Source organism: Micromonospora sp. NPDC050695 (assembly GCF_040654415.1).
GTDB lineage: Bacteria > Actinomycetota > Actinomycetes > Mycobacteriales > Micromonosporaceae > Micromonospora.
This window is the reverse complement of sequence record NZ_JBFAHZ010000013.1, coordinates 53050-64278: the sequence shown is the minus strand read 5'-3', so window position 1 is coordinate 64278 and position 11229 is coordinate 53050. Positions and strand designations below refer to the sequence as shown.

Here is an 11229-nt window from a genome sequence, read left to right as displayed (position 1 = left end):
TCACCCACCCGCCGTCAGGCCGGTTCGAGTTCGAGCAGCGGCTGGTCGTACTCGACCGGGTGGCCGTCCTCGACGAGGATCGCGGACACCCGGCCGGCGCGGTCGGCGACGACCTCGTTCATCAGCTTCATCGCCTCGACGATGGCGATCGGCTGGCCCGGCCGGACCAGGTCGCCCACCGCGACGAACGGCGCCGCGCCGGGCTCCGGCGCCCGGTAGAAGGTGCCGACGATCGGCGCCCGCACCGTCGCGCGGCCGGGTACCGGCGGCCGGATCAGCGCCGCCGGCGGGCCGGGCGCCGTCGCGACCGGCGGTGCCGGCGCCGCCCGCACCGGCGGCGGATCCGGGGGTACGTCGGGTCGCGTCGCCTCGGCGGGGTGCCACTCCACCTCCAGCACCGCCGACCCGCTGCGCAGCCGGATCCGGCGCACCGGCCCGGTCAGCTCGGCGACGAGCTGCCGTGCCTGCCGGCGCAGCCCGGCCAACACCTCCTCGTCGCCGATCGTCTCGTCGGGCCGCTGCGCGTCGAGCCGCGTCCCGCCGTGCCCGTTCGTCGACACCGCCTGGTCGCTGGCGGTCACCGGACACCCGCCCGGGAGAGGCCGCGCGCCGCGCCGAAGCGACGGAAGCGCTGCCGGCGGCGGCGGACCAGGGTCGCGGTCGGAACGTCCAGCAGGGGCAGCAGGTTCGCCAGCAGGGCGGCGCGCAGCAGGCGCGCCGTCTCCGCCGGGTCGTGGTGCGCGGCCGGTGCCGGCTCCGGCACGACCTCGTCGATCACCCCGAGCCGGTGCAGGTCGGGTGCGGTCAGCCGCAGCGCGCGGGCGGCCTGCGGCGCGGCGGACCGGTCCGGCCAGAGGATGGCGGCGCAGCCCTCCGGGCTGATCACCGAGTAGATGGCGTTGCGCAGCATCAGCACCCGGTCGGCGACGGCGAGGGCCAACGCGCCACCACTGCCACCCTCACCGGTGATCACCGCGAGCACCGGGGTGGGCAGCATGGTGAGGGTGAGGATGTTCTCCGCGATGGCCGCCGCCTGACCCTGTTCCTCGGCGCCCACGCCCGGGTCGGCGCCCGGGGTGTCGACGAGGGTGACCACCGGCAGGCCGAGCCGGGCGGCGAGGCGCATCAGCCGCAGCGCCTTGCGGTGCCCGGCCGGGCTGGCCATGCCGAAGTTGCGCGCCACGAGTTCGGCGGTGGTGTGCCCCTTCTGGTGGCCGATCACCATCAGGTGCCGCCCGTCCAGCCGGGCCACGCCTCCGACGACGGCCGGACAGTCCGCAGCGAGCCGGTCGCCGTGCAGTTCCACGAAGCCGTCGAAGACCGAGTCGAGGTAGTCCAGCGTGGTCGGTCGGCCCGGATGGCGGGCGACCCGCACGGTGTCCCACGCGTCACGATCCGCCGGGGCGTCCCCCGCCGGCGGCGGCACGACGACGGGGTCGTCGGCGGGGCGTTCGCGGCGCGCCGCCACGTCCTGGCGCGGTACGGCCGGGCGGGGCGGGCGGCCGGAGCCGGTCGCGGCGAGCAACGCGACGAGGCGTCCCCGCAGCGACCGGCGCTGCACCACCATGTCGACCTGGCCGTGGCGCAGCAGGAAGTCGGCGGTCTGGAAACCCTCCGGCAACGCCCGGCCGGTGACCTGGCGGATCACCCGGGGCCCGGCGAAGCCCATCCGGGCGCCGCTCTCGGCGAGCACCAGGTCGGTGTTGGTGGCGAACGACGCCGCCACCCCGCCGTAGGTCGGATCGGTGAGCACGCTGACGGTGAGCACACCCGCCTCGCGCAGGGCCGCGATGGCCTGGCTGACCGTGGCCATCTGCATCAGCGACAGGGCGCCCTCCTGCATCCGCGCCCCGCCGGAGGCGGTGACCAGGATGAGGGGAACGCCGTCGTCCAGGGCCCGTTCGGCGGCCTGGGTGATCAGCTCCCCCACGGCGCAGCCGAGGCTGCCGCCGAGGAAGCGGAAGTCCATCACCGCGAGCACGGCCGGGTGCCCGCCGATGGTGGCGGTGCCGCAGACGACCGCCTCGGACAGGCCGGTGCTGGCCCGCGCGGCGCTGAGCCGGTGCGGGTACGGCAGCACGTCGACGAAGTCGATCGGATCCGCCTCGGGCAGCCGGTCGGGCAGCGGACGCAGTGATCCCGGGTCGACGAGTTGGCGAAGACGTTCCGGGGCGCCGAGCCGGGTGTGCGCGCCGCACTCCGGGCAGACGTCGAGGTTGCGCCGCAGCCGCTTGCGGTAGAGCAGGCTGGAGCAGCCGGCGCAGCGCGACCAGAGCGCCTCTCGCGGCGCGGTCGCGGTCACGGCCGCCGCCCGGCGTCGGCGGCGTCGAACCGGTAGAAGCACCGCGCCATGGCGTCGCGCGGCGAGCGCCACGTCGGCAGGTACGGCGAGACGTAGGGTCGCAGCCGGTCACTGACCCGGATGAACTCGGGATGGCCACGGGCGGCCTCCACCGCGCCCTGCGCCGGCTGGTCGGTCTCGAGCAGGTGCACGTAGAGGTCGTGCAGCCGGTACAGCGAGCGGTGCCGGACGCCGACCAGGCGCGGCAGCTCCGTCGCGTCCGACTCGGCGAAGATCTCGGCGACCCGCTCCTCGGCGGTCGGGACCACCTTCGCGACGATCAGCGATCGGTCCATGGCTGGGCCTCCCCCCACGGCGTCCGGGCCGGCGGCGGGTGGCCCCGGACGCGCTGGACGACTGCCGACACGATGCGGGAGTCCTCGTCACAGCGGCGTCACCACGCCGGGTCGGTCGGCGACGCTGTTTGGTGACGCTGCGTTGACGCAACCTGTGCATCAGCTATGCGCCCGCTCCATCTGACACGAGAAACTGCGTGCGTTTGTGCAGTTCAGAAGCGATCTCATGGTTGACCGTCACGAATAGAAGGTCCACCGAGCCGTTGACTCACCGTGACCGCTATTGATAATCTTCACCGTGGTAAGCCCGGCCGCCCCGGCGGGCGGGGCCGCGCCCGTACGGCCGTGGTCGCACCCCGCCGGTGAGGTCGACAGTGGCGTCACGGGCAGCCGATCCGGGACACAGCAGACAGTCGGGACGAGCGTTCCGCAGGGGGTGCCGCCGTGACCGCTGATCCGTCCGTGCCGACCGCCGGAGACCCGCCGGAGAGCGACGTCGCACTGCACCTGCTCGGCGGTTTCCGACTGCTACGTGGCACCGCGCCCGTCGTGGTGCCACGCGGGCTGCAACGGGTGATCGCGCTGATCGGGCTGCGCCCCGGCGCCACCCGCAGCCAGCTCGCCGGACTGCTCTGGCCCGACGCCTCCGAGGAGCGCGCCCTGTCATCGCTGCGCACCGCCCTGTGGCGGCTGCGGCAGGACCCGTGCTGCCCGATGACCGTGGCCGGTGACACCGTACGCCTGGGCCCCGCCGTCCGCCTCGACGTGGACGAACTGGTCGGTACGGCCGCCCGGGTCCGCGACGGCGACGACCCGTGCACCGCCCGGGCCCTCGCCGCCGGCCGACACGATCTGCTGCCCGGCTGGTACGACGACTGGGTGTTGCTCGACCGGGAGCGGCTGCGCCAACTGCGCCTGCACATGCTGGAGCAGGTGGCCGGGCAGCACCTCGCCGCGGGCCGGCACGGCGAGGCCCTCGAAGCAGCGCTGGAGGCGATGGCCGCCGAGCCGCTACGCGAGACCCCGCACCGGCTGGTGGTGCGCATCCACCTCGCCGAAGGCAACGCGTTCGAGGCCGTGCACGCCTTCTACGTCTACCGCGACCTGCTGCGCCGGGAACTGCGCCTGGAGCCCAGCCCGGCGATGAGCGCCCTGCTCGACGACACACTCGCCCCGATCCGCCAGGCCACCCGAGGGTCCGTCGACCGTCCGTCACCGGCCGGTCGGCACACGTGACGGTGACGTGACAGGCGCTGCGGCACGGTGGGCGCACAGAGCACGTGGCCGCCGATCCCGAGGATCGGATCAGCCACCGGCGGAAGGGGTCCCATGAGTCGTCTACTGATCGTCAGCCGGATCATCCCGGGCGCGGAGGGGCGGGTCGCGCAGATCTTCGCCGAATCCGACGCCACCGAACTACCCGGCCTGACCGGTGTCACGCACCGGTCCCTGTACTGCCTACACGACCTGTACGTCCACCTGATGGAGACCTCCGACGTCGACCCGGACGCGCTCGCCGCCGCCCGCAACCACCCGCTCTTCCAACAGGTCAACGAACGACTCTCGGCGCACACCTCGCCGTACCTGCCGACCTGGCGCTCCCCCCGCGACGCGATCGCGGGCTGCTTCTACCGGTGGGACGCCGCCGACGCGCCCGCGGCGCACCCGGCCGGCTGACATGTCCAGCGCGCCGCACGTCCTGATCATCGGCGCCGGCACCGGCGGCCTGTGCCTGGCACACGGGCTGCGGCGCGCCGGGATCAGCGTTGCCGTCTACGAACGGCACCGCCACCGCGCCGAAGGGCTGCTCGGCTACCGGGTGGGCATCGGCCCCACCGGCAGCCGGGCGCTGCGCGAATGCCTTCCACCCGAGCTGTTCGCCACCTTCCTGGCCACCTGCGCCCGACCGCCGCGCTACTTCAACGTCGTCACGCAGGGGCTGCGCCAGACCGCCTCATTCGAACTGCGGCCGGACGCCGAACCGGAGCACACCGAGCACTCGGTGGCCCGGATGGTGCTGCGCCAGGTCCTGCTGACCGGCCTGACCGACGTGGTGCACTTCGACAAGACCTTCATCCGGTACGAGCAACGCGACGACGGCACGGTCACCGCCCACTTCGCCGACGGCAGCAGCGCCACCGGCAACCTGCTGGTGGCGGCGGACGGCACCCACTCCGCCGTACGACACCAGTACCTGCCGCACGCCGTCACCCGCGACGCGGGCACCATCAACATCGCCACCCGGATCCCGCTGACCGCGCACACCCGCGACCTCGTCCCGGAGCGGGTCCGCCAGGGCATCTCGCTGATCTTCGGCGCCGGCGGGACGATGGGTGTGCTGCACGTGATGGAGTTCCGGTGGGACACCGAGCGGGCGATCAAGCCGGGCGTCAGCGACGCCGACGCCGACCTGCTGCGGGACTGGCCCGGCCTCGCCCACGACACCACCACCGACAACATCAACCTGATCATCTGGAGCGCCGCCCGCCGGTTCCCGGCCGACGTCATGCAGCGCCGCGGCGAGGACCTGAAGCGCGTCGCCCTGGACCTCACACCGAACTGGCATCCGCACCTGCGCGAGCTGTTCACCCTGAGCGACCCGGACAGCGCCCTGCCGATCAGGGTGACCACGTCCGAACCGGTGCCACCGTGGAAGAGCAGCACCGTCACCCTGCTCGGCGACGCCATCCACACCATGACACCGGGACGTGGCGTGGGCGCGAACACCGCGCTGCGCGACGCCCGCCTGCTCTGTCAGCAGCTCGTCCACGCCGCCGCCGGAGACAAGACGCTGGTGCAGGCGGTGGCCGACTACGAGGCGGTGATGGTGCCGTACGGCTTCGCGCGGGTCACCGAATCGCTGAACCGCAGCGGCACCAGCGGCGAGGACCGGATGTACCGACCGGTGGTGGGCCGGCTCGCGCTGCTCGGCGCACGCGGTTACTTCGGGGTGACCAGCCGGGTGCCCCGGCTACGTCGCCGCTTCGTCGACGACTTCCACACCTACGAGGGCGACCAGGACTGACCCGGCGTCACCGACCCGGGCCCGCATCCACTGCCGGGCCCGGGTTTCCTCGTGTCCGGCGCGACGCTGCGTCACCCGTCGGGCACCCGGCGCGGTGACCGTCCCACCCGTGCCGCTGCCAGGCAGTCCTCTCTGTCGTCGTCATGACGCATGTGCGAAGCTGCGGCGAGTTTTTCTCGTGACTTTTCCGACGATGTGAGAGGGAGGTTCGCCGTGGCGTGGTCTATCGGACACTCGCTGATAGTGGTCCTGGCACTGTTGCTCGGCGTGGCGGCCGGGTGGTTGCTGCGCAGCCGGCGGGACAGCGGGCACAGTCCGTCGATCGTGGACGGTGATCCCGTCGTCGGCCTGGCCGACATCGCCACGCCGGCACCGCCGGCCACCACCGACGAGGCCCGCCCGGCGGCGACCATCGACCCGACGCCGACCGCCATCACCGACGAGCCGACGCCGGTCGACACCGTCAGCGCGCCGGCCGCGGTGACCACGCCGGACCGTCCCGCACCGGCGGACGCCGACACCACCGTCGACCCGGCCGACATGGCGCTGACCGAAGCGCCGCCGCCCGTACCCGCCGTCGACCCGGCCGACGCCACCGAGACCGCCGCGGCACCGGCACCCGAGCCGCTCGCGGCCGAGGAGCAGGCCGCCCCGGCCAGGGTCATCGCCCCCCGCCCGCCGGCGGACGACATCCCGTCCACCGACGCCCCGCACGCCGAGGCCACGCCCGTCGACACCACGCCCGTCGACACCACCCCGGCCGACACCACGCCGGCCGACACCATGCCGGCCGACACCATGCCGGTCGACACCACGCCGGCCGACACCACCCCGGGCGAGGTTGCTCCGGCCGACACCACGCCGGCCGAGGACGCTCCGGCCGACACCACGCCGGCCGAGGACGCTCCGGCCCACGCCATCGACGCCGAGCCCACGCCGGCCGAGGACGAGGGCAGCCCGGCCGTGGCCAGGGCGACCGACCCGACGCCGACGGCCGGCGCGGCGCCGGACGCCGACACGGAGCCGGTGCCGGCCACCCCGCCGGTACGTCCGCACTCCGACACCGTGCCCGACAGCACGGAGGTCGACTCGTCCAGCCCGGCCGACGACTTCCGCCGGATCCAGGGGGTCGGGCCAAAGATGGCGGCCGCGCTGCAGGCCGCCGGTGTGCGCACCTACGGCCAGCTCGGTGAGCTGGACGAGCCGGCGCTGCGGGACCTGATCCGTGCCGCCGGACTGCGTGCCGCGCCCGCACTGGCCACCTGGCCGCAGCAGGCCCGTGTGCTGGCCGGCGCCGGTGACGAGGCCGTCGCCGTGCTGCCCGACCCGGGCCAGGGCTGAGCAAGGACGATCGAGCCCCCGGCGGCCGTCGAACGCGACGGTCGGCCGGGGGCTCGGCCGTTGTCGGCGCACCGACCGAGCACCGGCGTGATCGACCCGCCGTCGCGGAAACCGCGCGCCATCGACCCGACCGGGACACCCCTACCGTCCGGGTACCGCGAGTCGATCATCCCCGGTCGGGAGAAAACCGGACGAAGCACGGGTGACGCCGAACGGTGCTCGCTACCGTCGGTCGAGGGTGGGCCGGACGGTCCGCCGCGTCGACCGGCACCTCAGGAGCGACCCGTGCAACTCGCCGCGCCGGAGCCCGGGTCCCCGAGGTCCCAACCCCCGGTCCGCGACCCGGAGGCCCCGCGCCGGGTGACACTGCTCGAACTCTTCTTCGACCTGGTGTACGTGGTGGCCCTCGCGCTCATCTCGCGGGGCATGGTCGAACAGCTCGACTGGCACCGAGCCGGGCAGGCACTGATCATGCTGGCCGCCGTCTGGTGGACCTGGACGATCACCACCCTGGTCACCGACCTGTACAACCCGGCCCGTACCGAGATCAAACTGCTGATCAGTGCCGTGATGTTCGGAGCGCTGCTGATGACCACGGCGATCCCGGAGGCGTTCAACGACCGAGGGCTCGTCTTCGCCGGCACCTACGTGGCGATCCACCTGGGACGCGGGCTGTTCCTCATGCCGGCCGTACGCCGCGAACCGCAGACCCAGCGTCGAGCGGCGCGCATCTTCGTCTGGTTCGTGGTGTCGGCGATCCCCTGGATCATCGGGGCGTTCGTCAGCGGGGACGCCCGGATCATCTGCTGGGCCATCGCGCTCGCCATCGACTACATCGGATTCCGGCTCGCGTACCCGGTGCCGGGGCTCGGGGTGGTGCCGGAGAAGCAGCGCAACGTGACCGCCGAGCACCTTTCCGAGCGCTACCAGCAGTTCTTCATCATCGCTCTCGGCGACGCCATCCTGACCATCGGCACCATGTTCAGCATGGAGCACAACGAGGCGGAGAACATCGGCGCCTTCGCGGTGGCGTTCCTGACCACCCTGTTGCTCTGGCGGATCTACGTGCACAAGTCCGGCCAACTGCTGCCGCAGGCCATCCAGGCGGCCCAGTCGCCGAGCAAGTTCCTGTTCAGCGCGCCGTACACCCATCTGTTGATGATCTCCGGCGTGGTGACCACGGCCTCGGGCTTCCACCTGGTGCTGCACGAACCGACCGGCCGGACGCCGCCGGCCTGGCTGGCGGTCATCCTCGGCGGCCCGGCCCTGTTCCTGGCCGGCCGGGCCTCCTTCGAGTACGAGGTGTTCAGCCGGGTGTCGTGGTCCCGGCCCGGCGGCGTGCTGGCCCTGCTGACTATCGCGCCCGGCGTTCTCTACCTGCCGCCGTTGTTCGCCTCCCTGGGCGCCATGCTGGTGCTCGCCGGCGTCGCCTACGCCGATTTCCGCCGCAGTCACGGCAAGCCGCCGGAGATGCCGGCCCCGCCGCACTGACACCGCCCGGCCGGCTCAGCGGGGCGTCGGCCCGGCCAGCAGCCGCCCGGCGTCCGGCACGTACGGCTCGACGCCGAGGCCGGTGAGCAGTTGGTGCACGGTGGCGGTGGCCGCCGTGAGCACCGGACGACCGAGGCGCGCCTCGACCTGCGGCACCGCCGCCAGCGACGGCAGCTGCACGCAGGCGGACAACACCACGGCGTCCACGTCGGTGACGTCCAGCCGCTCGGCCAGCTCCAGCAGTCGGGAGGTCGGGATCCGGCCCACGGCGACGTTGTCCGGCTCGCTGAGGCTCACCGCCTCGGTCACCGTGACGCCGTACCCGGCGAGGTACGCGACGACGGTCGCCGTCAACGGCGGCAGGTAGGGCGCGATCAGCGCCACCCGCCGGGCGCCCAGCGCCCGCAGTCCGGCGACGAGGGCGCCCGCACTGGTCACCACCGGCATGCCGTGCCCGGCCCGACCGGCGGCGCGACCCAACCGCAGCTCGGCCCGCTCGTGCGCGCCGGCGCCCGCGCACATCACCGCCACCAGGCAGGCGTACGCGAGCACGTCGCAGCGCGCATCGGCCAGCTCGGCGGCGCACCGCACGGCGGACCGGTTCATCCGGGCCAGCTCGTCGGGAGTCACCTGGTGCAGCCGCACCCGACTGGCGTGGGTGGTGAAGTGGACCGTCGGGTCGACCGTCTCGCGCCGGCGCAGCATCGCCGGGATCTCGGTCTCCATGGTGGTGTTCGAGCTGGGCACCACCAGGCCGATCCGGTAACCGGTCACACCAGCGCCCCCGCGTACCCCCGCACCTGCAACCGCCGACCGGCGGTGCCACCGAGACGCACCTGGAGGCCGAGCGGCGCGGCGGCCCGGCGGACCTCGTCCAGGTGCAGCGACCCGTGCCGGTCGACGGTGAGCACCGGCGGCTCCTCCAGCTCGCCGACGGGCGCGTGGAAGGAGAGCAGGGTGACCGAGGTGGTGAGGTAACCGGGGTAGGCGGCGCGGGCCGCGGCCTCGTCGGGGTGGGCGAGCACCACCAGGTCGTCGAGGTGCGCGAAGTCGGCGGCGAGGGCGCCCGCCTTCCAGTGCGCCGGCTCCTCGGCCGCGCCGGTGAGGTGCCGGGACCGGTTCGCCGAGGTGATGTAGAGGTGGTCCGACCCCGTCTCGGCGAGCGCCCGCTCGAAGAAGGCGTTGGACGGGCAGGTCAACCCGGGGGCGATCACCTGGGTGGTCCGCAGGCCCTCGTCGACCTGGGTGAGGTGCTCCGGCAACCGGTCCGCCGCCGGCCCGCGGAAGCCGAACGGCCCCGCGCCGTACAGCGCGTCCATCAGCGCACGCACCCGACCGGCCGGCAGCCGGGGCGAGATCCGCGACCAGTCGAACATCCCCGGGATCCGGCCGACCGCCGTGGTGATGCTGCCGACCTGCTGGATGGGACGACCCTTGGCCAGGTTGACCCGGCGGACCGTGGCCGCGTCCGGGCGGGTGACGATGACGTAGAAGTTGGCGAACGCCGCCGCGACGACCGCGCCGCGGGCGAGCGCACGGGCCGCGACCGCGACGTCCTCGGAGCGGTCGATGTACAGGGGCGGTGTCGGGGCGTCCATGAGTCCTCCTCGGCGGGGCCGTGAGGCAGTTCTACGTCCGGCGACCCGTACCAGGGCAGGGTCGGTCGTCGATCCGATAGCCGGCCCGTGCTACCCGGTGCGGGTGGCCGATGTCCGGGCGGTACCGACGGCGGCTGACACCGGCCGGACGGACGATCCGTGGGCCGACCCCGACAACCGTTTGGCCGCTCCCACGGATGGGGTACAACGCCTGCACCTCAGTTCTCACCACATTTCTCAGGAGGCAGCGATGCGCGGCACCTCGATACTCGGAGTCATCGTCGTGATCTGGCTGGTGATCGGCGCGATCGCCGGCGGCCAGCGCGGCTACTACAGCGGCGACGACACCAACTGCGCCGAGGCCGGTACGATCCTGGTCACCATCGTGGCCGGGCCCTTGAACTACATCGGCGCCAACCCCAAGGTCGACTGCAAGCTGCCCGAGCCGTCCAAGTAGGACGACCGTACGACGGCCCGTGCCCCCGGTCGGGGCACGGGCCGTTGTGCGTCCGGTGCGGCCGCTCAGGTGTGGTAGACGACCAGGGCGCAACGGCCGCTGCCGTCGTCGGGGTGGGCGTAGCCCAGACAGACCCAGACCTCCGTCCAGCGGTACTGGGTGCCGCCGCTGGACTCCCAGTTCAGCTCGGCGGGCAGGCTGGTGGAGGTGTCGTCGACGGCGATCGGACCGGTGTACCGCGTCGACCAGTAGACGTAGGCGCGGGCGGCGTACCCGTCGGCCTTGCGGTCCCGCATGAAGTTGTAGTCGTACCAGTCGAGCCAGGCGTGGCCGGTGCTGTCGATACAGATGCTCGCGCCCGCGGTGGCTCCGGCCCCGCCGGTCGGGCTGCTGACGGTGTTTTCGCCGTACTTGCACAGAGCCGCCTGGGCCGGTGACGCGGCGGTGAGGGCCACGCCGCCCCCGAGGACGGCTGCCACGACCACGGCGGCGGCACGGCGGAACAGTCTGTTGGTCATCCGTACTCCCCTGTTGGCTCTGCCGCGGCCGGTCCGGCCGCCGACATCGGTTCGGTGCGACGTCGCACAGGGCGGGGCGAAGCCGTCGTGGTTCGCTGCGCGCCGCACGGTGCCCGGCCGACGGGAGAAGTCTTGGGGCCCGACGGCGGCCGGCGGAAGGGG

The 11229-nt window shown here is 73.4% G+C and carries 12 protein-coding genes; 6 read left to right on the top strand and 6 right to left on the bottom strand.

The genetic code is table 11. The features are described from left to right. Positions 1–14 precede the first annotated feature (14 nt). The 3 genes from AB0H52_RS12835 to AB0H52_RS12825 all read right to left on the bottom strand — a co-directional run bounded on the left by AB0H52_RS12835 (position 15) and on the right by AB0H52_RS12825 (position 2637). Entirely contained in the window at positions 15–503 is a 489-nt protein-coding gene (locus AB0H52_RS12835) for a biotin/lipoyl-containing protein (protein WP_225854834.1), read from the bottom strand. Positions 504–577: 74 nt separating this feature from the next. Continuing rightward, positions 578–2302, bottom strand: coding sequence for an acetyl-CoA carboxylase carboxyltransferase subunit alpha (locus AB0H52_RS12830; RefSeq protein ID WP_357947069.1), 1725 nt, complete (start codon positions 2300–2302; stop codon positions 578–580). After that, positions 2299–2637, bottom strand: coding sequence for a TcmI family type II polyketide cyclase (locus AB0H52_RS12825; protein WP_151492947.1), 339 nt, complete (start codon positions 2635–2637; stop codon positions 2299–2301). The genes AB0H52_RS12830 and AB0H52_RS12825 overlap by 4 nt, the downstream gene beginning before the upstream one ends. Before the next feature lie 444 nt (positions 2638–3081). Between AB0H52_RS12825 and AB0H52_RS12820 the strand changes: the two genes are divergently transcribed. The 5 genes from AB0H52_RS12820 (at position 3082) to AB0H52_RS12800 (ending at position 8494) form a co-directional block, all read left to right on the top strand. After that, positions 3082–3873, top strand: coding sequence for a BTAD domain-containing putative transcriptional regulator (locus AB0H52_RS12820; RefSeq protein WP_151492946.1), 792 nt, complete (start codon positions 3082–3084; stop codon positions 3871–3873). A 93-nt stretch (positions 3874–3966) separates the two neighbouring features. Continuing rightward, the gene (locus AB0H52_RS12815) at positions 3967–4314 is read left to right on the top strand and encodes a TcmI family type II polyketide cyclase (RefSeq protein WP_151492945.1); all 348 of its coding nucleotides are present in this window, start codon (positions 3967–3969) and stop codon (positions 4312–4314) included. Between the two features lies 1 nt (position 4315). Further along, the gene (locus tag AB0H52_RS12810) at positions 4316–5662 is read left to right on the top strand and encodes an NAD(P)/FAD-dependent oxidoreductase (RefSeq protein ID WP_151492944.1); all 1347 of its coding nucleotides are present in this window, start codon (positions 4316–4318) and stop codon (positions 5660–5662) included. Between the two features lie 243 nt (positions 5663–5905). Beyond that, a complete protein-coding gene (locus tag AB0H52_RS12805; RefSeq protein ID WP_357947064.1) occupies positions 5906–7003 on the top strand; it encodes a hypothetical protein in 1098 nt (365 codons plus the stop codon). Between the two features lie 285 nt (positions 7004–7288). Further along, positions 7289–8494 carry a low temperature requirement protein A gene (locus tag AB0H52_RS12800; RefSeq protein ID WP_357947061.1) on the top strand — a complete coding sequence of 402 codons (1206 nt, stop codon included), beginning with the start codon at positions 7289–7291 and terminating at the stop codon, positions 8492–8494. 15 nt (positions 8495–8509) lie between these two features. Here AB0H52_RS12800 and AB0H52_RS12795 read toward each other — a convergent pair whose 3' ends face one another. Further along, positions 8510–9268: an Asp/Glu racemase gene (locus tag AB0H52_RS12795; protein WP_151492751.1), complete on the bottom strand. Its 759-nt coding sequence runs from the start codon at positions 9266–9268 to the stop codon at positions 8510–8512. Next, a complete protein-coding gene (locus tag AB0H52_RS12790) occupies positions 9265–10092 on the bottom strand; it encodes a hypothetical protein (RefSeq protein WP_357947058.1) in 828 nt (275 codons plus the stop codon). The genes AB0H52_RS12795 and AB0H52_RS12790 overlap by 4 nt, the downstream gene beginning before the upstream one ends. A gap of 250 nt (positions 10093–10342) precedes the next feature. Between AB0H52_RS12790 and AB0H52_RS12785 the strand changes: the two genes are divergently transcribed. Further along, on the top strand, positions 10343–10549 hold the full coding sequence (locus AB0H52_RS12785) for a hypothetical protein (RefSeq protein ID WP_007460667.1): 207 nt from the start codon (positions 10343–10345) through the stop codon (positions 10547–10549). 65 nt (positions 10550–10614) lie between these two features. Here the strand turns inward: AB0H52_RS12785 and AB0H52_RS12780 are convergent, their stop codons facing one another. Next, the gene (locus AB0H52_RS12780; protein ID WP_151492753.1) at positions 10615–11067 is read right to left on the bottom strand and encodes a hypothetical protein; all 453 of its coding nucleotides are present in this window, start codon (positions 11065–11067) and stop codon (positions 10615–10617) included. Positions 11068–11229 lie beyond the last annotated feature (162 nt).

What these genes read in the sequence shown, in the direction of transcription:
- AB0H52_RS12825 (WP_151492947.1), bottom strand. Translation starts at nt 2,637, where the DNA reads ATGGACCGATCGCTGATCGTCGCGAAGGTGGTCCCGACCGCCGAGGAG.
- AB0H52_RS12815 (WP_151492945.1), top strand. Translation starts at nt 3,967, where the DNA reads ATGAGTCGTCTACTGATCGTCAGCCGGATCATCCCGGGCGCGGAGGGG.
- AB0H52_RS12810 (WP_151492944.1), top strand. Translation starts at nt 4,316, where the DNA reads ATGTCCAGCGCGCCGCACGTCCTGATCATCGGCGCCGGCACCGGCGGC.
- AB0H52_RS12790 (WP_357947058.1), bottom strand. Translation starts at nt 10,092, where the DNA reads ATGGACGCCCCGACACCGCCCCTGTACATCGACCGCTCCGAGGACGTC.
- AB0H52_RS12785 (WP_007460667.1), top strand. Translation starts at nt 10,343, where the DNA reads ATGCGCGGCACCTCGATACTCGGAGTCATCGTCGTGATCTGGCTGGTG.
- AB0H52_RS12780 (WP_151492753.1), bottom strand. Translation starts at nt 11,067, where the DNA reads ATGACCAACAGACTGTTCCGCCGTGCCGCCGCCGTGGTCGTGGCAGCC.